Annotated in this window: 16 protein-coding genes and 1 pseudogene; 8 read left to right on the forward strand and 9 right to left on the reverse strand. The window is 60.9% G+C overall.

The genetic code is table 11. The features are described 5' to 3' along the window. Positions 1-82 precede the first annotated feature (82 nt). Positions 83-487 carry a cupin domain-containing protein gene (locus tag RS694_RS00775; protein ID WP_029708005.1) on the forward strand — a complete coding sequence of 135 codons (405 nt, stop codon included), beginning with the start codon at positions 83-85 and terminating at the stop codon, positions 485-487. Positions 488-535: 48 nt separating this feature from the next. Here the strand turns inward: RS694_RS00775 and RS694_RS00780 are convergent, their stop codons facing one another. The 4 genes and pseudogenes from RS694_RS00780 to RS694_RS00790 all read right to left on the reverse strand — a co-directional run bounded on the left by RS694_RS00780 (position 536) and on the right by RS694_RS00790 (position 3,435). Continuing rightward, positions 536-1,027, reverse strand: a complete 492-nt coding sequence (locus RS694_RS00780; protein ID WP_029708004.1) for a DUF2127 domain-containing protein — start codon at positions 1,025-1,027, stop codon at positions 536-538. 71 nt (positions 1,028-1,098) lie between these two features. Next, positions 1,099-1,533, reverse strand: coding sequence for a DUF2267 domain-containing protein (locus RS694_RS00785; protein WP_037247427.1), 435 nt, complete (start codon positions 1,531-1,533; stop codon positions 1,099-1,101). 238 nt (positions 1,534-1,771) lie between these two features. Further along, positions 1,772-1,909 (reverse strand): annotated as a pseudogene (locus tag RS694_RS20345) (Zn-dependent hydrolase); the annotation flags it as partial. Between the two features lie 2 nt (positions 1,910-1,911). After that, a complete protein-coding gene (locus RS694_RS00790) occupies positions 1,912-3,435 on the reverse strand; it encodes a methyl-accepting chemotaxis protein (RefSeq protein WP_076069202.1) in 1,524 nt (507 codons plus the stop codon). Positions 3,436-3,898: 463 nt separating this feature from the next. Between RS694_RS00790 and RS694_RS00795 the strand changes: the two genes are divergently transcribed. From RS694_RS00795 to RS694_RS20350, 3 genes are all read left to right on the forward strand, one after another. Further along, positions 3,899-5,500, forward strand: a complete 1,602-nt coding sequence (locus RS694_RS00795) for a methyl-accepting chemotaxis protein (RefSeq protein ID WP_029708001.1) — start codon at positions 3,899-3,901, stop codon at positions 5,498-5,500. A gap of 11 nt (positions 5,501-5,511) precedes the next feature. Beyond that, positions 5,512-6,294, forward strand: coding sequence for a substrate-binding periplasmic protein (locus RS694_RS00800; protein WP_029708000.1), 783 nt, complete (start codon positions 5,512-5,514; stop codon positions 6,292-6,294). 141 nt (positions 6,295-6,435) lie between these two features. Further along, on the forward strand, positions 6,436-6,624 hold the full coding sequence (locus RS694_RS20350; protein ID WP_152528826.1) for a hypothetical protein: 189 nt from the start codon (positions 6,436-6,438) through the stop codon (positions 6,622-6,624). 21 nt (positions 6,625-6,645) lie between these two features. On the opposite strand, the gene RS694_RS00805 is transcribed toward RS694_RS20350, so the two are convergent. The 4 genes from RS694_RS00805 to RS694_RS00820 all read right to left on the reverse strand — a co-directional run bounded on the left by RS694_RS00805 (position 6,646) and on the right by RS694_RS00820 (position 12,223). Further along, positions 6,646-7,905, reverse strand: a complete 1,260-nt coding sequence (locus RS694_RS00805) for a Zn-dependent hydrolase (protein WP_029707999.1) — start codon at positions 7,903-7,905, stop codon at positions 6,646-6,648. A 140-nt stretch (positions 7,906-8,045) separates the two neighbouring features. Beyond that, on the reverse strand, positions 8,046-9,488 hold the full coding sequence (gene hydA, locus RS694_RS00810) for a dihydropyrimidinase (RefSeq protein WP_029707998.1): 1,443 nt from the start codon (positions 9,486-9,488) through the stop codon (positions 8,046-8,048). A 73-nt stretch (positions 9,489-9,561) separates the two neighbouring features. Continuing rightward, positions 9,562-10,869: an NAD-dependent dihydropyrimidine dehydrogenase subunit PreA gene (gene preA / locus RS694_RS00815; RefSeq protein ID WP_029707996.1), complete on the reverse strand. Its 1,308-nt coding sequence runs from the start codon at positions 10,867-10,869 to the stop codon at positions 9,562-9,564. A 4-nt stretch (positions 10,870-10,873) separates the two neighbouring features. Next, positions 10,874-12,223 carry an NAD(P)-dependent oxidoreductase gene (locus RS694_RS00820; RefSeq protein ID WP_029707994.1) on the reverse strand — a complete coding sequence of 450 codons (1,350 nt, stop codon included), beginning with the start codon at positions 12,221-12,223 and terminating at the stop codon, positions 10,874-10,876. A 311-nt stretch (positions 12,224-12,534) separates the two neighbouring features. Between RS694_RS00820 and RS694_RS00825 the strand changes: the two genes are divergently transcribed. Continuing rightward, on the forward strand, positions 12,535-13,788 hold the full coding sequence (locus RS694_RS00825; RefSeq protein ID WP_029707993.1) for a CaiB/BaiF CoA transferase family protein: 1,254 nt from the start codon (positions 12,535-12,537) through the stop codon (positions 13,786-13,788). Positions 13,789-13,799: 11 nt separating this feature from the next. Here the strand turns inward: RS694_RS00825 and RS694_RS00830 are convergent, their stop codons facing one another. Next, positions 13,800-14,720: a LysR family transcriptional regulator gene (locus RS694_RS00830; RefSeq protein ID WP_081708641.1), complete on the reverse strand. Its 921-nt coding sequence runs from the start codon at positions 14,718-14,720 to the stop codon at positions 13,800-13,802. A gap of 265 nt (positions 14,721-14,985) precedes the next feature. Between RS694_RS00830 and RS694_RS00835 the strand changes: the two genes are divergently transcribed. The 3 genes from RS694_RS00835 to rhaS all read left to right on the forward strand — a co-directional run bounded on the left by RS694_RS00835 (position 14,986) and on the right by rhaS (position 19,531). After that, complete coding sequence (locus tag RS694_RS00835) at positions 14,986-17,094, forward strand: bifunctional rhamnulose-1-phosphate aldolase/short-chain dehydrogenase (protein WP_029707990.1); 2,109 nt, start codon at positions 14,986-14,988, stop codon at positions 17,092-17,094. A 31-nt stretch (positions 17,095-17,125) separates the two neighbouring features. Beyond that, positions 17,126-18,415, forward strand: a complete 1,290-nt coding sequence (gene rhaI, locus RS694_RS00840; RefSeq protein ID WP_029707989.1) for an L-rhamnose catabolism isomerase — start codon at positions 17,126-17,128, stop codon at positions 18,413-18,415. Positions 18,416-18,538: 123 nt separating this feature from the next. Then, complete coding sequence (gene rhaS, locus RS694_RS00845) at positions 18,539-19,531, forward strand: rhamnose ABC transporter substrate-binding protein (protein ID WP_029707988.1); 993 nt, start codon at positions 18,539-18,541, stop codon at positions 19,529-19,531. The last annotated feature ends 129 nt before the right edge of the window (positions 19,532-19,660 follow it).

Consider the following 19,660-nt stretch of genomic DNA (forward strand, 5'->3'; position numbering starts at 1 on the left):
TGACATGGCCACTTGCGCTCCTTGTAATGGCCTGAGTTCAAGGTGTTGAACCGTGTCAATCATTCAAACAAAGGGGACAGATATGGGCTCTAAAGTTAAACGCATTGTGGTGGGTGGCTTGCTGGTGCTGGCTACAGGTGGCGCGTTCGCGCAAGCATCTGGTTTGACGCGCACCCTGGTGGGCAAAGCAGACGTATCCGTCCCTGGCCGTGAGGCCGTGGTTGCGCGGGTGGACGTTGCGCCGGGCGGCGTGGCCGGCTGGCACACCCATCCCGGCGATGAAATCAGCTACGTGCTGGAAGGCGAAGCAACCCTTCTGGTTGCAGGCCAGGCGCCCCGCAAAGTCGTGGCTGGCGAATCGTTTGTCGTGCCTGCTGGCATAGTGCACAACGCCATGAACCACGGTGCCACGCCAACCAAACTGGTCGGGGTTTATGTGGTCGAGAAGGGCCAGCCACTGGCTAGCGCTGCGGCTGAGCCAAAGTAGATTCGTGTGAGCCGCCCGCTGGTGGCTCACCTCCGCAGCGACCGGCCTTTATGTGGAAGCCTTAGCGCCTTGATTTCTGCGGCGCCTTAGCCTCACCACCATGTAGGCAACGACGGCAAGGTTCCCAACCAACACCAAACCGTTGATGGCCGTGGTGTGCGCTACCAAGTGGCTCAGCTCCAGAGGCAGATAGACCGCGCCCGATACCGCAGCCAGCCACTCGGCCCACGCTTTGTCGCGCCAGAGGCCGTACGCTTCCGTCAACCGTATGGCCGAATAACCCCAGGCCAACAGCACGACCTGGCGCAAGTTCGCGTTCTGCAGCGCGCTGATGTCATCCAGCAGCATCTGCGGAAAACGCGCGTCCGGGTTTACATGCAAATGGCCCATCAGCGCATAGGCGATGGCGCGCACATCGTGGTGTACCAAGCTCAGCAGGCCGAGGCTGGCTGCGATCGCAGCCAAGCCTTTCAGCGCCTCAAACAGCGCGATGGCGTGGAGGGTGTTGTTCCTATACGTGGGGGTGCGTGACGGGCTCATACGTTTGTAATGTACGGGCCAGTTCGGCCTTGCCAACTATCGGCAACCAAGCAGTCCGCTGGTAGTTGCCACTAATTGGAGGGTGGTTTTGGCTGCCAGTAGCGACTTGCCCCACTAGGCAAATGTGCGAGCACGCTCTCAAAGGCATCCGCATCGACATGTTTGCGAAGGGCGGAAGCGACCGAGGCCACCGCGTCAGGTGGCGAGAAGTTGTGGCGTGTACGAATGCTACAGACGTCCGCAAGCCAGTCGGCGGGCTCTCCAAATGGCAGGGCGGCCTTCTCAGGGTCCCAGTCCTCGATGAAAAGCGCGCGAATCATCGGAGGGAGAACGGCAGCGAAAGCAACTACTTGGGTCACCTGCAAGCGCCAACGAAATGCGTGCAATACCCCGACGACCATGTTCCAAGCCATATTCGTTGTGGGAAGGCTTGCGCAGTCGCGAGCGTCAACCATAAAACGTTCGAATTGGAGCGTTGGATTTTGATATTCAAATGGCAGCGTCACGGTCACGATTCTAAATGTCAAGAGATAGTCTGGTTTGCATACCAGAGGCTTGATTCGATGGCCTGTTACGTCGCATACCTGTCGTCGACTTCCAGCCCACTATGCGGCTGATACAGTTTTCGAATTTGGAAAGTTGAAATAAAACAGCTCCTGATTTGCTACCAAATCAGGAGCTGCTCGCGCAATGAATACGGAGGCTAGAGGCCGAAAAACTTCACACTCCCCCCCCTGCGGCCAGTCAAACCACCCCAGCCCTCTCCAACATCGCATGCAACAACACATTGCAGCCCGCTGTGATGTGCTCCGGCTTCGCGTCCTCAATCTCGTTGTGGCTGATACCGTCTTTGCAGGGGATTAAGATCATGCCGGCGGGGACTATCAAGCCACCCGGAACTGTCCCACCGTTTGCGACAGCGCCACGGCCTGTTGACTCAGTGACTGCGCTGCGGCCAGTGCTTCTTCTACCAGTGCTGCGTTCTGCTGCGTACCCTGGTCCATCTGCGCGATGGCCTGGTTCACCTGGGCGATACCGGCGCTTTGCTCGGCGCTGGCGGCGCTGATTTCGGCCACCATGGTGGTGACACTCTTCACGCCGTCGACCACTTCGCGCATGGTGGAACCCGCTTGCTCCACGAGCTGGGTGCCCACGCCGACCTTGGCCACGGAGTCGTCGATCAGTCCCTTGATTTCTTTGGCGGCGGCGGCGCTGCGTCCGGCCAGGCTGCGCACTTCACTGGCGACCACAGCAAAGCCGCGGCCTTGCTCACCGGCACGCGCGGCTTCTACCGCGGCATTGAGCGCCAGGATGTTGGTTTGAAAGGCAATGCCATCGATCACACTGATGATGTCCACGATCTTGCGGGAAGACTCGTTGATGGAGCCCATGGTGCCCACCACCTGTTGCACCACTTCGCCGCCGCGCATGGCCATGTTGGAGGTGGCGCGTGCCAGTTCGTCGGCCTGGCGTGCGTTGGCCGCGTTCTGTTGCACCGTGGAGGTGAGCTCTTCCATCGAGGATGCGGTTTCTTCCAGCGCACTGGCCTGCGATTCGGTGCGGGCCGAGAGGTTGCCATTGCCGGCGGCGATCTCAGCCGAGGCGGTGTTGATGGACTCGGTGCTGTCACGCACCTGTGTCACCAGACGCGCCAGGTTGTCGCGCATGGCGCGGATGGCGTGCAGGATGCTCGTGGTATCGCCGGGCAAGGTGTGTACTTCCACCGCCAGATTGCCTTCGGCGATCTGGGTCACCACCTCGGCCGCGTACTGCGGTTCGCCGCCGAGCTGCTTCACCAGCGTGCGCAGCATCTGCCAAGCCATCACGGTCAGGACAAGCATCAGCACCCCGCCAATGGACAACAGGATGGCGGTATTGCGCCAGAAGGTCTGCTCAATGTCGTCCACGTAGTCGCCAAACCCGATGATCCAGTCCCAGGGTTCGAACTTGATGATGGCGTAGAGCTTGTCTACCGGTTCCTTGGCGCCGGGGCGGGTGCCAGGCGCCGTGACGGTGCCAATGGTTTTTCCCTGCAGCGCCGCGCGGTAACGCACGCCAGCTTCCTTGCCGCCTTTTTCATCGACGATGCCGATGCGTTTGGGGTTGGGGTGCACGTAGTTCACATCGTTGGTGAAGCCGCGCACGAAGAAGTATTTGTCCTTGTCGACGAAGCTGCCGATGTTGCGTTTGGCTTCCTTCTGTGCCTCTTCGCGTGACAGGGTGCCACTCTTTTCCTGCTCATGGGCTTTTTGCGCGGCAGCGTGGGCCAGCAGCACCAGATTGGAAAGTTGCGCGGTTCGCTCGTTCATCATGGAGCGGTAAAGGGTGGTCAACGCCACGGCGGACAGTACGACCAATCCCAGTAACGTGGCAGCACACAGCCAGAGGATTCGGGTCTTGAGTTTCATGGGAAAGCCTTCTTAGAAATCTGGGGTAAAGAGTATCCAAACGACACCCTGAGTATCCCCGCGCAATCCCCTTCAGACCCTGCGCAGGGTCCATTTATGACGAATCTGTGACAAAAATCCATGCGGACGGCCATGGATCGGGGAGGGCGGCGCGTTCGGTTGCACCGCTCCGGGGTCAGGTCCCAGCGCGCTCCAACATCGCATGCAACAACACATTGCATCCCGCCGTAATGTGCTCCGGTTTTGCGTCTTCAATCTCGTTGTGGCTGATGCCTTCTTTGCAGGCGGGGCAGTACGTCGCGTGTTTCAGGCAATTCAGTGCGATTCCAGCGTGCGGTACTTGGCCTCATGTAGTTTGAATGCTTATCCGGTATCCGTTCACCATCGCGTGCTTGAGTTTCTCGAGCCTTTGTGCTCGAATGGGCCGTCGTCGCTTGCGGTCCAATGAGGAGCTACATACGTTATGGATCAGCTTTCCAACCTGTCCGTCGCCAAGCGCCTGGTGCTTGGTTTTTTCTTAGTATTGCTCCTGTCAATGGGGGTGATCGGCCTAAGTATTTTTCGGCTCAATGCCGTGGCCGATGCCACGGCCAAAATGATGGATGATCCGATCTCAACTGAGCGGGTGCTGGGCGACTGGTACCGCAATGTCCGGGCTTCGATTACGCGCGCAACGGCTATTGCCCGCAGCAGCGATCCCGCCTTGGTTGATTTTTTCAAGGAAGAGCAAGCGCTCTCCACAAAAACCTCTGGCGAATATTACAAGCTCATTCAGGATCAGATGGATACACCGGAAGAAAAAGCGGTGATCGCCAAAATGGATGAGTTTCGCAGTGCCTATCTGGAAGCGCGCAATGTAATCCTTGCCTTGAAGAAAGAAGGCAAGGCGGATGAGGCCAACAAAGTTCTGGATGAACAGCTCGTCCCGAGGACCAAGTCGTATGTGCAGCAAATCGAAATCCTGCTGAAGGTCCAGCGCGACCAAGTTGATCAACTCGCCAAGGAGATCCAGGCCAATCGCAAATCCAGCAGCCAGCTGCTCCTGTTACTGGGCTTCATCGGCTTTGCATTGAGTGCACTCATCACCTGGTTTCTGGCCGGCTCCATTACCAAGCCTTTGGCTCGGGCCACCCAGGTCGCCCAGCGGGTTGCATCTGGTGACCTGAGTACCCCCATCCCGGCACACGGCAGAGATGAAGTGGGCCTCCTCCTGGAAGCCTTGCAGGCGATGCAAGGCAGCCTCGTCAACGTGGTCACCAGCGTGCGCCAAGGCTCGGAATCCGTGGCCACAGCCAGCGCCGAAATTGCCCAAGGCAACAACGATCTGTCGGCGCGCACCGAACACCAGGCCAGCGCTCTGGAGCAGACAGCGGCTTCCATGGAAGAACTTGGCTCAACGGTTAAACAGAATGCAGACTCTGCACGCAGCGCCAATCAACTTGCCATGCGCGCCTCCAGCGTGGCAATCCAAGGCGGCGAAGTCGTGGGCGAAGTGGTGGAAACCATGAAAGGCATCAACGAATCCAGCCGCAAGATCAATGACATCATCAGCGTCATTGACGGTATTGCTTTTCAGACCAACATCCTGGCCCTCAATGCTGCGGTTGAGGCCGCCCGAGCCGGTGAACAGGGGCGCGGATTTGCCGTGGTGGCCTCGGAAGTTCGCAGTCTGGCCGGCAGAAGCGCTGAAGCGGCCAAAGAAATTAAAACGCTCATTGGCACCAGCGTTGAACGGGTGGAACGAGGAACCGCACTTGTGGACAGAGCAGGCCAGACCATGACCGAGGTGGTCAGCGCCATCAAGCGGGTAAGCGACATCGTGGGCGAGATCAGTGCCGCCAGTAGTGAGCAGAGTTCCGGTGTCTCCCAGGTTGGAGAGGCCATCACACAAATGGACCAAACCACACAGCAAAATGCGGCGCTGGTAGAGGAAATGGCAGCCGCGGCTTCCAGCCTGAAAACTCAGGCTCAGGACTTAGTGCAAGTAGTCGCTGTGTTCAAACTCAACGCAACAAACCGGGGAGAGGTATCAACCTCTTTTCGAGAAATCAAAAGACTTACATAGGAGTCACCCATATGTTGCTGAAGCGCCTTAGGCCTGTGATAGCCGGATTTTTTTTAGCATTGTCTGTGGGCAACCTTCACCCCCAAAACGCATTGAAAGTTGAGTGCTACGAATCCATGCCCCGCTATTATCTTGATGAAGACGGCAAGGTGAGGGGTCTTGGCGTTGACTTGATCCAATACGTCAATTCGAAATCACAGTACAAACTGGTCTATCCAGAAACGGTTATTCCTCTGGCTCGGGTTGAGAGCCATCTCAGTGATGGTTACATCAACGCTATTTTTGGCCTGGGCAAAACAGATGTTCGCCAAAAGAACATGATCGTAGGGGAGAGCCTGTTCGATCAGAATTTGATGGCAGTGGTTAGATTGGACGATAAAGTTGATTTCAAAACGCTCAAGGACTTGGTTGCGCTGGGCGATCAGGGTATCGTTTTGGCAGTCAGAGTGTCTTCAATGACAGAACAGTTGAAGAAAATTCCTGGACTAAAAGTTGACGATGGCGCCTATAGTTATGAGCAAACTTTGAGAAAGCTGCTTGCTTCACGCGGAAGAATCGCCATCTATAACGACATCAATGCAGGGTTCATCGTCAAGAATTCGGAGTTTTCTGGAAAAGTAAAAATACTCAGTCTAGACCTTTCACAAGAGCCACAGGCACTTCAGGCGCTACCCCAGCATGTGATGTTCTCCAAGACTACAGACCGGGCGGCTATTGACGAAATCAATCGTGTCATCGCCACCGGAAAGAAGAATGGCGACATCAAGAAAATTTTGGACAAGTATCGTTTCTAGTGATCCCGGCCATTTTCTCGCTGAACATGTTATCAATAAAAGTAACTACCCAGGTCGCTATCAAATAGTGAGCGACAGTCCGCAGTAATGCAAACTCCATCAAGTCTGAGTCAGCTAAGTCATGCCGAGTAGGACGCATTGATGTTGTTGCTGCAGGAGCAGATAGCGATGCTGCAAGAGGCCGTCAAGCAAGTGCAATCGGATTCAAATCAGCTTCACGGCAAGCATCAAGTTGTGGCCAGAAGATGCTCGGCGGTTGTGGGGCATTGTTTGCATGAGCAAATCGTCGTCGAAGCGAAATCGATAAATGTTCATCGTTGTTCTGCTTAAATGACCTTGGCCTAAGCCATATCAAACCACCTTCGCCCGCTCCAACATCGCATGCAACAACACATTGCACCCCGCAGTGATGTGCTCCGGCTTTGCATCCTCAATCTCGTTGTGGCTGATGCCGTCTTTGCAGGGGATGAAGATCATGCCGGCGGGGGCCAGTTTGGCCATGTACACCGCGTCGTGGCCGGCGCCTGATACGGCGGGCATGTTGGAGTAGCCCAGCTTCTTGGCAGCGCGGCCCACGGCGTCCACGCAGTTGTCGTGGAAGGCAATCGCGTTGTAGCTGGACACCATTTCAATCTTGACATCCACGCCGTGCTCCTGGCCCACCTTGGCGGCAAAGGCTTTCACCTCGTCGGCCATCTGGTCCACCAGCGCGTCGGTGGCGTTGCGCAGATCTATGCTGAACTTCACGCGGCCGGGGATGACGTTGCGGCTGTTGGGGAACACCTGCACCATGCCCACGGTGCCGCGGCCATGCGGAGGGTGGCGGTGCGCCGCGGCCACCACGTCTTGCATGATGCGCGTGGCGGCCAAGAGCGCGTCTTTGCGCAGCGCCATGGGCGTGGGGCCGGCGTGGGCTTCCATGCCGGTCACGGTGCAGTCAAACCAGCGGATACCCAGCACGCCGCTGACCACGCCAATGGTCACGTCGTTGTCTTCCAGCACCGGGCCTTGTTCGATATGCGTCTCAAAGTACGCGCCAATTGGGTGGTCACCGGGTTCCTGCGTGCCGATGTAGCCGATGCGCTCCAGCTCGCCCTTGACGCTCTTGCCTTCGGTGTCCGTCGCCGCATACGCATGCTCCAGCGTGAAGGCCTTGGCAAACACGCCCGAGCCCATCATCACCGGCACAAAACGCGAGCCTTCTTCATTGGTCCAGAAAGCCACTTCGATGGGCGCTTCGGTTTCAATGCCCAGGTCGTTCAACGTGCGCACGACTTCAATACCAGCCAGCACGCCGTAGTTGCCATCGAACTTGCCGCCGGTGGGCTGGGTGTCGATGTGGCTGCCGGTCATGATGGGCGGCAGGCTGTTGTTGCGCCCGGCGCGGCGCATGAAGCCGTTGCCGATCTTGTCGATGGTGATGGTCATGCCAGCCTCTTTGGCCCAGCCCAGCACCAGGTCGCGACCCTGTTTGTCCAGATCGGTCAGCGTCAGGCGGCACACGCCGCCCTTGGGTGTGGCGCCGATTTTTGCCAGCTCCATGAGCGAGGCCCAGAGGCGCTCGCCGTTGATGCGGACCTTGTCGATGTCGATGGTGGTGGCTGCAGTCATGGTGTGCTCCGGTTTTTGCGTTCGCCCTGAGTTTGTCGAAGGGTTGCAAGGCTTCGACAGGCTCAGCCCGAACGGGTTTGGGTTGTGTGTGAACGGTGGGTTTGAGCGCGAACAGGTGGTGGCTTGAACGGATGCGTGGCTTAGCGTTTGACTGCGCTGGGTGCCAGCGTTTCCGCGCGCAGCTTGTTCGCCGCAAAGTTGTCGCTGAACGCGGGGCGTTTGATGTAGCGGCCCTTGCCTTTGACGGCGCGCAGGTCGCCTTGGACAAACACCAGCTCACCTTGGCTTATGGTGTGGCTGGGGATGCCTTTGACCGTGCGGCCTTCGAAGATGTTGAAGTCGCCTTTGCTGTGTTGCGTCTTGACCGACAGGGTCTTGGTGCCTGCCGGGTCCCACACCACCAAGTCGGCATCAGCGCCCACGGAGACGCTGCCTTTTTGTGGGTAGATGTTGAACAGCTTGGCAGTGTTGGCGGAGGTGACGGCGACAAACTCCGACGGTGTCAGCCGCCCGGTGTTGACGCCTTCGTCCCAGATCACGGCCAGGCGCTCTTCCACGCCGCCGCAGCCGTTGGGGATCTTGCTGAAGTCGTCTTTGCCCGCGGCTTTTTGTGCGGCGCAGAAGGTGCAGTGGTCGGTGGCGGTGGTGTGCAGGTTGCCCGATTGCAGACCTTTCCACAAAAATTCACTATTGCCCTTGGGGCGGAAGGGAGGGCTCATTACGTGGGCGGCGGCGGTGGCAAAGTCCGGGTGGCGGTAGACGCTGTCGTCCAGCACCAGGTGGCCGGCCAGCACTTCGCCATACACACGCTGGCCGCGCGCACGGGCGCGGGCAATGGCTTCAGCGGACTCAATGCAGCTCACGTGCACCACATAGATCGGCACGTTCAGCACGTCGGCAATCGCAATGGCGCGGTTGGCGGCTTCGGCTTCGACCATGGGCGGGCGCGACAGTGGGTGGCCTTCGGGGCCTTTGATGCCCATGTCGGACACGGTCTTTTGCAGCAAGTAGACCAGCTCGCCGTTCTCGGCGTGCACGGTGGGCATGGCGCCCAGTTCCAGCGAACGCTTGAAGCTGTTCACCAGGGTTTCGTCGTCGCACATGATGGCGTTTTTGTAGGCCATGAAGTGCTTGAAGCTGTTGACGCCCTCGTCCTTGACCAGCGTGCCCATGTCCTGGCGCACCTGTTCGCTCCACCAGGTGATGGCGACGTGGAAGGAATAGTCCGACGCCGACTTCTCGGCCCAGCCGCGCCATTTCTTGTACGCGTCCAGGATGTTCTCTTGCGGGTCGGGGATGACGAAGTCGATGATGGTGGTGTTGCCACCGGCCAGGCCGGCTGCCGTGCCGGTGTAGAAGTCGTCCATGGTGGTGGTGCCCATGAACGGCAACTGCATGTGGGTGTGCGGGTCGATGCCGCCGGGCATGACGTACTGGCCGCCGGCGTCCACCGTCGTCGCGCCCGCAGGTGCGGTGAGGTTCTCACCCACGGCGACGATCTTGCCGTCTTGCGTCAGCACGTCGGCGCGGAAGGCGCGGTCGGCGTTCACCACGGTGCCGCCTTTGATCAGAATGCTTGTCATATTCGCTCCTAAATTAATAGCTGCTTGCGCAGGTTGTATAAGGGCTAGAGGCCTTTTTATGCATAAAACCCGCTCAGGCGGCCTGGCGCATGGGATTGTTCGGGTGGGTCGTCCAGTCCGCATGTTTATCGCTCACAAGCCGGCCAGTGCGCAAGTCTTTTTCGCCAACCGGTACGTCGCGCAGGGTGATGGTGTCTGGCACGGGGCAGACGGTCACGCACAGGTTGCAGCCCACGCATTCGTCTTCCATCACTTCAAAATGGCGCTTGCCGTCTTTCTGGAAGGTGATGGCCTGGTGGCTGGTGTCTTCGCAGGCAATGTGGCAGCGGCCGCACTGGATGCAGCTGTCCTGGTTGATGACGGCCTTGCTGATGTGGTTCAGGTTCAGGTAGCGCCAGTCGCTCACGGTGGGGATGGCCTTGCCGACGATTTGGTCCACGCTGGTAAAGCCCATCTCGTCCATGTAGTTCGACAGGCCGTCGCTCATTTCCTGCACGATCTTGAAGCCGTAGACCATGGCGGCGGTACACACCTGCACCGTGCCCGAGCCCAGCGCGATGAAGTCCAGCGCGTCCCGCCAGTTGCCAATGCCGCCGATACCGCTGATGGGCAGACCGGCGGTTTGTGGGTCACGCGCAATCTCGGCCACCATGTTCAGCGCGATGGGCTTGACCGCCGGGCCGCAGTAGCCGCCGTGGCTGCCCTTGCCACCGGTGGAGGGCGACATGGTCAGTGTGTACGGGTCCACGCCCATGATGGAGTTGATGGTGTTGATGAGGCTCACTGCATCGGCGCCACCGGCTTTGGCAGCACGCGCCGGGTTGCGAATGTCGGTGATGTTGGGCGTGAGTTTCACGATGACGGGCAGCTTGCTGTACTGCTTGCACCACTCGGTCACCATTTGGATGTACTCAGGCACCTGGCCCACGGCGGCACCCATGCCGCGTTCGCTCATGCCGTGCGGGCAGCCGAAGTTCAGCTCAATCGCATCCGCGCCGGTGTCTTCCACGCGGGGCAAGATGGCCTTCCAACTTTTCTCTTCACACGGCACCATGAGCGAGACGACCATCGCGCGGTCGGCCCAGTTGCGCTTCACCTCGGTGATCTCGCGCAGGTTGAGCTCCAGGTCGCGGTCGGTGATGAGTTCGATGTTGTTGAAGCCCATCAGGCGCCGGTCGCTGGACAGCAGGGCGCCGTAGCGGGGGCCGTTCACATTGACGACCGGTGGTCCGGCTTCGCCCAGCGTCTTCCAGACCACACCGCCCCAGCCGGCTTCAAAGGCGCGGTTGACGTTGTAGGCCTTGTCGGTGGGCGGGGCGGAGGCCAGCCAGAAGGGGTTGGGGCTCTTGACCCCGGCGAAGGTGGTTGCGAGATTGGCCATGGTCTTATTTCCCCATCAGTTGTGCGTGGATTGCGAGCGCCGACTGTTTGCCGTGCTCCACCGCCTCTACCGTCAAGTCCAGCCCGCCCGCGCGGCAGTCGCCACCGGCCCAGACGCCGCTCAAATTGGTTTGCCCTTCGGCGTCGGTGGCTATGCGGCCGCCTTGCAGCGTGAGGCCCACATGGGCCAAGAGCGGATTGCCCAGCGTCTGGCCAATGGCCTTGAGCACCATGTCGGCTTCCAGCGTGACGGTGTCGCCGGTGGGCGCAGGTTTGCCGTTCACCAACGCCTGGCGTGCAAATTTCACGCCCGTCACATGGCCGGCGCTGCCCAGCAGCTCGGCCGGGGCCAGCCAGTGGTGGATGGTGACGCCATTGGTCTGCGCCCATTCCTGTTCGGCCACCGATGCGGACATGGTTTCTACACCGCGGCGGTAGACCATGTGCACTTCTTCCGCGCCCAGCAGCTTGCTTTGCACGGCGGCATCCACGGCCGTCATGCCACCGCCGATGACCACGACACGGCGGCCAATGGGCAGGGTGGAGAGGTCTTCGGTCTGGCGCAGCGTGGCGATGAACTGGATGGCGTCCTGCACGCCAGTCAATGTTTCACCGGCCACGCCAAGCTGGTGCGTATTGGCCAGGCCCATTCCCAGAAACAGTGCGTCGTAGTTGTTGCGCAGGGTTTCGAACTGTTCGGTGGTTTCCAGCTTCCAGCCCTTGCGGATCTCGATGCCGCCGATGTCCAGCAGCCATTGCACTTCGGCCTGCGCAAAGTCGTCGGGCGTCTTGTAGCTGGCCAGGCCGTATTCGTTGAGGCCACCGGCCTTGGGCCGTGCGTCAAACACCACCACGTTGTGGCCCTGGCGCGCCAGCGTGTAGGCACAGGCCAGACCGGCGGGGCCGGCGCCGACCACGGCGATCTTTTTGCCGGTGGCGGGTGCGCGGGTGAAGATCTGCGGCTTGTCACTTTCCATCAGCGCGTCGACCGCAAAGCGCTGCAGGCGGCCAATGGCGACGGGGCGGTCTTCCTGCGTGTTGCGCACGCAGACGGCTTCGCACAGGTTTTCGGTCGGACAGACCCGGGCGCACATGCCACCCAGCGGGTTGCTATCCAGAATGGTGCGCGCCGAGCCACGCAGGTTGCCGTCGCCAATGCGTTTGATGAACGAGGGCACATCAATGCTGGTGGGGCAGGCTGTGGCGCAGGGCGCATCAAAACAGTACAGGCAGCGCTCGGCTTCCAAGAGCGCCTGCGAGGGCGTGAGCCTGGGCGTAGCGTCGCCAAAGGCCTTGGCATAGGCTTCGGTACTCAGGCGCCCGGAGCGGACATCGGGTTGGGGTGAGGTGGACACGCGAGCACTCCTATAAAGGTGCAACTATCAAAAATCTGACCGTTTAGTCAGCTTCTTGTCTGCATGCTAGCAATCCACGTGCCACCGTGTAACTAGGGGTTTGCACCGGGTCCCCCGCGCCGCCGGGGTGCGCGCATGCGTAAAAAAAATGCTGGGGGCGCTGCAGGAAACGCCACTGGGCACAGGCGAATCGCCGGATTCGTGGGGGTGTTTGACGGGTTCTTGCGCTGGAGCAAGCCGGGGGAGACTTTGCCAGTCTATGCTGGGCCATTGGTATCCTCGTTTCCATACCAGGCACATACAAAGGACAGATGATGAGCGACAAACCGGCGGCCCTTCCCCATATCAAAGTGCTGGACCTGTCCCGCGTTCTGGCCGGCCCCTGGTGCACCCAGATGCTGGCCGACCTGGGCGCCGATGTGGTCAAGGTGGAGCGGCCCGGCGAGGGCGACGACACGCGCCACTGGGGCCCGCCGTTCCTCAAGGACGCCGAAGGCAACGACACCACCCACGCCAGCTATTTCACGGCCTGCAACCGCAACAAGCGCTCCATCACCATCGACATTGCCAAGCCCGAAGGCCAGGCGCTGATTCGCCAGATGGCGGCGCAGAGCGACATCCTGGTGGAGAACTTCAAGGTCGGTGGCCTGGCGCATTACGGGCTGGATTACGAGAGCCTGAAAGCCATCAACCCGCGTTTGATTTACTGCTCCATCACCGGCTTTGGCCAGACCGGCCCCTATGCCGAACGCGCGGGTTACGACCTGATGATCCAGGCCATGAGCGGCATGATGAGCATCACCGGCCGACCCGACGGCACACCGGGCGGTGGGCCGCAGCGCGCGGGCGTGGCCATCACCGATGTGTTCACGGGCATCTACGCCACCAGCGCCATCCTGGCCGCCCTCGAAGTGCGCCACCGCACCGGCGTGGGCCAGCACATCGACATGGCGCTGCTGGATGTTGGCATGGCCATCCTCGCCAATCAGGCGGCGGGTTTTCTCAACACCGGCAAAGTGCCGCAACGCCAGGGCAACAGCCACCCCAGCCTGGCGCCGTACCAGGACGTCGCCACCGCCGATGGCTCCATGCTGCTGGCGATTGGCAATGACGGGCAGTTCGCGCGTTTCAGCGCAGCGGCCGGCCACCCCGAGTGGGCGCAGGACGCGCGGTTTGCCACCATGGTGGAGCGCAACCGCCACCGCGCGGCGCTGATTCCGATGATTGAAGACGCCACGCGCACGCGCACCACGGCAGCGTGGATCACGCTGCTGGAAGACAAGGCCGTGCCCTGTGGCCCCATCAACGACATTGGCCAGGCCTTTGCCGATCCGCAGGTGCAAGCCCGTGGTTTGGTGCAAAAACAGGCTGTAGCCCCCGCCAACAGTGCGCAAACAGCTATTGAATCCATAGCAACGGTGGCCAGCCCGCTGCGCCTGCAGGACACGCCACCCGTGCTGCACCGCGCGCCCCCGGCGCTGGGTGAGCACACCGACGAAGTGCTGGCCGGGCTGGGGCTGGACGCCGCAGCCATTGCGGCTTTGCACCAAGCGGGCGTGGTGTAGTCCGGCCGCAGCTAGTGCAGCTTGCACTTGGCCAGATCGGAGCCTTGGTCCAGTACGAAGGTCTTGAACGCTTCATTCACGCCCGTCAGGTTGGAGTCGCGGCGGTGTAGCAGGCACCAGTCCAGCATTTTGGGCATGTCCTGCAGGTTCAGTACCGCCATACGACCGGCCTCCAGCTCAATCTGAAAGGTGTGGGCCGACAAAAAGCTGATACCCATGCCGGCCATCACCGCCTGTTTGATGGTCTCGTTGCCCGACAGCTCCATGGACACCTTGACCTGCAGCGACTGGGCTTGCAACAGGTGCTCAAAAAACTGCCGCGTGGCTGAGCCCGGCTCGCGGAAGATAAAGGGTTCGTCACGCAGCGCATCCCAGTGGATGCGGCGCTTTTTCGCCAAGGGGTGGTCGGCGGCGGCGACGACGCAGTGCGGGTGCTGCGCAAATGTCTCTGCCGCCACGTCGGCCTCGGACGGCGGGTAGCCGGCAATCGCCACATCCAACTGGTGCTCCTGCAGCATGCCCAGAATCTTGTCGCGCCTATCCACCGTGAGCTTGAACTTCACACCGGGCCATTTCTGGGCAAAGGCCATCAACAACGCCGGTGCGAAATAGTGGGCCGTGGGCACCACACCCAGGTGCAGCAGCCCGCCGCCGCCCTCTGTCACGTGAAAAGCCGCTACCGCTTCTTCGGCAATGTGCACCTGGTTCAGGATGCGGCGCGTCTGGCGCAGCATTTCTTCGCCGGCCTGGCTCAGCGTGACGCGTTTGCCGGTTTTCACCAGCAGCTGCAGGCCCAGCTCGGCTTCGAGCTGCTGCACCTGCATGGACACCGCCGGCTGCGTCAGGCTCATGTGCTCCGCCGCACGCGAATAGCTCAGGTGCGTGGCGACGGCTTCGAACAGGCGCAGTTGGCGCAAGGTCAGGTTTTTCATGGACAGTTCCTGGTGGCCCATGCGGGATATCCCTGAGGGCGGCCTGATGCACATCCCCCTCGGTGGGGGGCTTTTTGTCGGTGTTTTCCCTAGCTCTTTGCGCCCGCGCCGACATGACGCCGCAGGGATGCTGAGGCATTGGCAAAGCAGTTTTCAATTTTAGCCATGCATCAGTAAAGCTGATGAATTTCATAAAAAAGTATGTGTTGCCCCTATCGTTGCCTCTCTCTACAGTCGGCCTCAATCTTTCGCCAACCCCACCTCCATGACCACACCGACTCCTCCACTGGCCTTCCCGCGTTGGGATGCCGACCGTGCCGCCACCCTGGACGCCGCGCAACTGCTGCTGTACCGCTCCAACCTGCTGGGCTCCGACCTGCGCATCACCAACTACGGCGGCGGCAACACCTCCGCCAAGATCACCCAAAAAGACCCGCTCACCGGCCAGGACGTGCAGGTGCTGTGGGTCAAGGGTTCAGGCGGCGACGTCGGCTCCATGAAGCTGGACGGCTTCTCCACGCTGTACATGGACAAGCTGCTGGCGCTGCAAGGCATTTACCGCGGCCCCGAGCATGAAGACGAGATGGTGGGCTACCTGCCGCATTGCACCTTCAACCTCAACCCGCGCGCCGCCAGCATCGACACCCCGCTGCATGCCTACCTGCCCTTTGCGCATGTGGACCATATGCACCCTGACGCGGTGATCGCCATCGCCGCCATGGCTGACAGCGAGAAGCTCACCCAGCAAATCTTTGACGGCACCGTGGGCTGGCTGCCCTGGCGCAAGCCCGGTTTCGAGCTGGGCCTGATGCTGCAGCGCTACCAGGCGGCCCACCCCGGCCAGCGTGGCCTGGTGCTGGCAGGCCACGGCCTGTTCACCTGGGGCGACGATGCCCGCGCCTGTTATGAAAACACCGTGGGCGTGATTGCCCATGCGCAGGACTGGTTGAGCCGCGAACGCGTGGCACGCAAGGCTGTCAGCTTTGGCGGGGAAGCCCGCAAGTCGCTGGCCACCGCAGAGCAAGACGCCACACTGGCACGGGTGCTGCCCGTGCTGCGCGGTCTGGCCTCCAAGAGCGGCCACAAGCTGCTGCACGTGGACCGCCAGGCCACGGTGATGGAATTCGTCAACAGCCGCGATCTGGCACCGCTGGCGGCGCTGGGCACGTCGTGCCCCGACCACTTCTTGCGCACCAAGATTCGCCCGCTGATCGTGGAAGAAGCGGTCTACACACTGCAGGGTGCGGAACTGGTCAAGGCGCTGGAAGACAAGCTGGTGGCTTACCGCGCCGACTACACCGCTTATTACGAGCGCTGCAAGCGCGCCAACAGCCCGGCCATCCGCGATGCCAATCCGGTCATCATCCTGCTGCCCGGCATCGGCATGGTGTCCATTGCCAAAGACAAGGCTACGGCGCGTATTGCCGGCGAGTTCTATGTCAACGCCATCAACGTGATGCGTGACGCCAACGCCATCAACACCTATGTCGGCCTGCCCGAGCAGGAGGCGTTTGACATCGAATACTGGCTGCTCGAAGAAGCCAAGCTGCAGCGCATGCCCAAGCCCAAACCCCTGGTCGGCAAGGTGGCCCTGGTCACCGGTGGCGCCGGTGGCATCGGCCAGGCGATTGCCCGGCGCATGCTGGCCGAAGGCGCCTGCGTGGTGCTGGCCGATATCGACCAGACCGCGCTGGATGCGGTGACGGCCGATCTGGCCAAAGCCCATGGCAAAGACCATGTGCGCGGCGTGCACTGTGATGTGACCAGCGAAGCCAGCGTGATCGCTACCTACCACCGTGCAGCGCTGGAGTTTTGCGGTGTGGACATTCTGGTCAGCAACGCTGGTATTGCGTCCGCCGCACCGCTGGAAGACACCAGCCTGGAACTATGGAACCGCAACCAGAGCATTCTGGCCACGGGTTATTTCCTGGTGGGCCGTGAAGCGTTCCGTCTGATGAAGGCGCAGGGCGCGGGCGGCAGCATTGTGGTGATTGCCAGCAAAAACGGCATGGTCGCCAGCAACCAGGCCACCGCCTACTGCGCTGCCAAGGCCGCAGAAATTCAACTGAGCCGCAGCTTTGCACTTGAAGGCGCGCCGCTGGGTATACGCTCCAACGTGGTGAACCCCGACGCGGTGATCCGTGGCTCCAAGATCTGGACCGGCAAGTGGAGTGAAGAGCGCGCTGCGGCCAACAAGATTGGCGAGCAGGACCTAGAAGCGTTTTATCGCGACCGTTCCATGCTCAAGCGCAGCGTCTTCCCCGAAGACATTGCAGAGGCCACGTATTTCTTTGCCGCAGAGCAGCTCAGTGCCAAGAGCACCGGCAATATCCTGAATGTGGACGCCGGCAACCTGGCCGCCTTCACCCGATAAAAACAAGTGCCGCAGGGCACGAGGAGACACGATGACATTGATAGACGCGGGCCTGATCCAGGACCATAACAACAGCCAGTTGCGCCACGCGGCCAACGACTACGAGCATCTGGGCGAACAACTGGCGCGGCGCAACATCGACATCGATGTGGTGCGCAAAAAAGTGGCGGCCTTTGGTGTGGCCATCCCCAGCTGGGGCGTGGGCACGGGCGGCACCCGCTTTGCGCGCTTCCCCGGCCTGGGTGAGCCGCGCAATGTGTTTGACAAGCTGCAGGACTGCGGCGTGATCCAGCAACTGGCGTGCGCCACGCCCACCGTGTCTTTGCACATCCCCTGGGACAAGACCAGCGACTGGAAAGCCCTGCGTGAGACCGCGACCCGCTACGGCTTGGGCTTTGACGCCATCAACTCCAACACGTTTTCTGACCAGAGCGGCCAGGCGCACAGCTACAAGTTCGGCAGCCTGACCCACGGTGACGCCGGCACCCGCGCGCAGGCCGTGGCGCACAACATTGAATGCATTGAGATCGGCCAACAGATCGGCAGCAAGGCGCTGACGGTGTGGATTGGCGACGGCAGCAACTTCCCTGGCCAGCAGCATTTCCGCCGCGCCTTTGACCGCTACCTGGAAAGCGCGCGCGAGATTTACGCCGCCCTGCCGGGCGACTGGCGCATGTTTCTGGAGCACAAGATTTGCGAGCCCGCGTTTTACAGCACCGTCATCCAGGACTGGGGTTCCAGCTATCTGGCCGCCAGCGCACTGGGGCCCAAGGCGCAGTGTCTGGTGGATCTGGGCCACCACGCGCCCAATGTGAACATTGAAATGATCGTGGCGCGCCTGATTGCTGCGGGCAAACTGGCAGGCTTCCATTTCAACGACAGCAAGTACGGTGACGACGATCTGGATGCTGGCAGCGTTGCGCCGTATCGCCTGTTCCTGGTGTTCAACGAGCTGGTGGCGGCCGCGCATGAAAAGGTGGCCGGGTTCGACCCAGCCTACATGCTGGACCAGAGCCATAACGTGACCGACCCCATCGAGAGCCTGATGACCAGCGCCGCCCAGGTGCAGCGCAGTTATGCGCAAGCCCTGATCGTGGACCGCACGGCGCTGGATGCCGCGCAGGATGCCAACGACGCTCTCTTGGCCACCCAGGCGCTCAAGCGCGGGTTTGAAACCGACGTCACCCCCATCCTGCAGCGCGTGCGCCTGGATGCGGGTGGTGCCATCGACCCGGTTGGCGCCTACCGCGCCAGCGCTTACCGCCAACGTGTGGCCAAAGACCGCCCGGTCGTCATCGGCGGTGGCGGCGGCATTGTTTGAAGGTGCCTGCATGGGCAAGCACCACATCCCCATCGAATCCGGCAGGTGCACAACCGGTTGTGCAACGGGTATCGAGACCGGCCCTCGGGCCATGCATGTTTAATTAAAAATCTGGAGACACACATGAAGAAACAACTGAAGACACTGCTGGCCGTTGCCTTGAGCGCCGCCCTGGTGAGCCCTGTGATGGCCGCTGACAAGATTGCCCTGGTGGTCAAGAGCCTGGGCAATGGGTTCTTTGATGCCGCCAACCAGGGTGCCCAGGAAGCCGCCAAAGAGCTCAAGAACGTCGAAGTCATCTATACCGGCCCCGCCAAAGCGACTGCCGAAGGCCAGATTGAAATCGTCAACTCGCTGATCGCGCAAAAAGTGTCCGCCATCGTGATCTCCGCCAACGACCCCGACGCGCTGGCCCCCTCGCTCAAGCGCGCTATGGAGCGTGGTATCAAAGTCATCTCGTTTGATTCCGGCGTGCGCAAAGACGGCCGCATGATGCACCTGAACCCCTCCAGCAATCCGCTGATCGGCGAGAAGCTGGTGAAGATGACCCAACAGGCGATTGGTGACAACGGCGAAGTCGCCATTCTGTCCGCCACTGCCCAGGCCACCAATCAGAACATCTGGATTGAAGAAGCCAAGAAGGTCCTGGCCCAGCCGGCCTACAAGGGCCTCAAGCTGGTGAGCGTGGTCTACGGTGATGACCAGACCGACAAGAGCTACCGCGAAGCCCAGGGCCTGTTCAAGAGCTACCCCAACCTGAAGGCCATCATTGCGCCCACCACCGTGGGTGTGGCTGCTGCCGCCAAGGCCGTGCAGGATGAGAAGAAGGTCGGATCCATCTATGTGACCGGCCTGGGTCTGCCGTCCGAAATGGCGGGTCACGTCAAGAGCGGCGCGGTCAAGTCCTTTGCGATCTGGAACCCCATCGACCTGGGCTACTCCTCCATCATGGCGGCAAGCCAGTTCATCTCCGGCAAGGTCACTGGCAAGGCGGGCGACAAGGTGTCCCTGGGCCGTGTCGGTACCGTCACGCTGGATGCGAATGGCGAAGCGGCGATGTCTGAGCCCTTCACCTACGACGCCAGCAACGTGGAGAAGTTCGCCAAGTTCTTCTGATGGGGTTGTGGGGTACCCGTTGGGCCTGCGTTACTTCGGGACACAGGCCGACGGGGTACCCAGCTCCGTTCGTGTCCCCCGGACTGGGCGGAGCCCAGCCCTCCTCCTTTACCTCACTGCGCTGAGCAC

The organism is Rhodoferax saidenbachensis, assembly GCF_001955715.1.
Lineage (GTDB): Bacteria > Pseudomonadota > Gammaproteobacteria > Burkholderiales > Burkholderiaceae_C > Allorhodoferax > Allorhodoferax saidenbachensis.

What these genes read in the sequence shown, in the direction of transcription:
- RS694_RS00775 (WP_029708005.1), top strand. Translation starts at nt 83, where the DNA reads ATGGGCTCTAAAGTTAAACGCATTGTGGTGGGTGGCTTGCTGGTGCTG.
- RS694_RS00780 (WP_029708004.1), bottom strand. Translation starts at nt 1,027, where the DNA reads ATGAGCCCGTCACGCACCCCCACGTATAGGAACAACACCCTCCACGCC.
- RS694_RS00790 (WP_076069202.1), bottom strand. Translation starts at nt 3,435, where the DNA reads ATGAAACTCAAGACCCGAATCCTCTGGCTGTGTGCTGCCACGTTACTG.
- RS694_RS00795 (WP_029708001.1), top strand. Translation starts at nt 3,899, where the DNA reads ATGGATCAGCTTTCCAACCTGTCCGTCGCCAAGCGCCTGGTGCTTGGT.
- RS694_RS00800 (WP_029708000.1), top strand. Translation starts at nt 5,512, where the DNA reads ATGTTGCTGAAGCGCCTTAGGCCTGTGATAGCCGGATTTTTTTTAGCA.
- RS694_RS20350 (WP_152528826.1), top strand. Translation starts at nt 6,436, where the DNA reads ATGTTGTTGCTGCAGGAGCAGATAGCGATGCTGCAAGAGGCCGTCAAG.
- RS694_RS00805 (WP_029707999.1), bottom strand. Translation starts at nt 7,905, where the DNA reads ATGACTGCAGCCACCACCATCGACATCGACAAGGTCCGCATCAACGGC.
- hydA (WP_029707998.1), bottom strand. Translation starts at nt 9,488, where the DNA reads ATGACAAGCATTCTGATCAAAGGCGGCACCGTGGTGAACGCCGACCGC.
- preA (WP_029707996.1), bottom strand. Translation starts at nt 10,869, where the DNA reads ATGGCCAATCTCGCAACCACCTTCGCCGGGGTCAAGAGCCCCAACCCC.
- RS694_RS00825 (WP_029707993.1), top strand. Translation starts at nt 12,535, where the DNA reads ATGATGAGCGACAAACCGGCGGCCCTTCCCCATATCAAAGTGCTGGAC.
- RS694_RS00830 (WP_081708641.1), bottom strand. Translation starts at nt 14,720, where the DNA reads ATGAAAAACCTGACCTTGCGCCAACTGCGCCTGTTCGAAGCCGTCGCC.
- RS694_RS00835 (WP_029707990.1), top strand. Translation starts at nt 14,986, where the DNA reads ATGACCACACCGACTCCTCCACTGGCCTTCCCGCGTTGGGATGCCGAC.
- rhaI (WP_029707989.1), top strand. Translation starts at nt 17,126, where the DNA reads ATGACATTGATAGACGCGGGCCTGATCCAGGACCATAACAACAGCCAG.
- rhaS (WP_029707988.1), top strand. Translation starts at nt 18,539, where the DNA reads ATGAAGAAACAACTGAAGACACTGCTGGCCGTTGCCTTGAGCGCCGCC.